Raw genomic sequence first — 327 nt, 5'->3', positions numbered from 1 at the left:
AAGCTGCTCGACGGCACCAATGCCTCGATCGCGATCCAGACCGGTTCGAAGGCCGGTGAACAGGTCACCGTTGCGCTTTCGAACGTCACGGCCGGCGCGCTGACCGACGGCACGACCGCCGTGTCCGCGATCGACATCAGCACGGTCGCCGGTGCGAACCTTGCGCTGTCGTCGCTCGACGCCGCGCTCAACACGGTCACCACCGCGCAGGCGAACCTCGGTGCCTCGCAGAACCGCCTCGAAGCGACCGTTTCGAGCCTGACCGACCGCGTCACCAACCTGTCGGAAAGCCGCAGCCGCATCCAGGACGCCGACTTCTCGGCCGAA

At 67.3% G+C, this 327-nt stretch carries 1 protein-coding gene; it reads left to right on the top strand.

Annotated elements, in window-relative coordinates; translation table 11 throughout:
• A partial coding sequence (locus IEW49_RS13150) for a flagellin (RefSeq protein WP_268235642.1) occupies positions 1-327 on the top strand: 327 nt, incomplete at both ends.

Origin of the sequence: Pseudoblastomonas marina, assembly GCF_014641655.1 — a bacterium.
Classification (GTDB): Bacteria; Pseudomonadota; Alphaproteobacteria; order Sphingomonadales; family Sphingomonadaceae; genus Alteriqipengyuania_A; species Alteriqipengyuania_A marina.
Note: the sequence above shows the minus strand (reverse complement) of the source record. Positions and strands in the feature narration are given on the sequence as shown.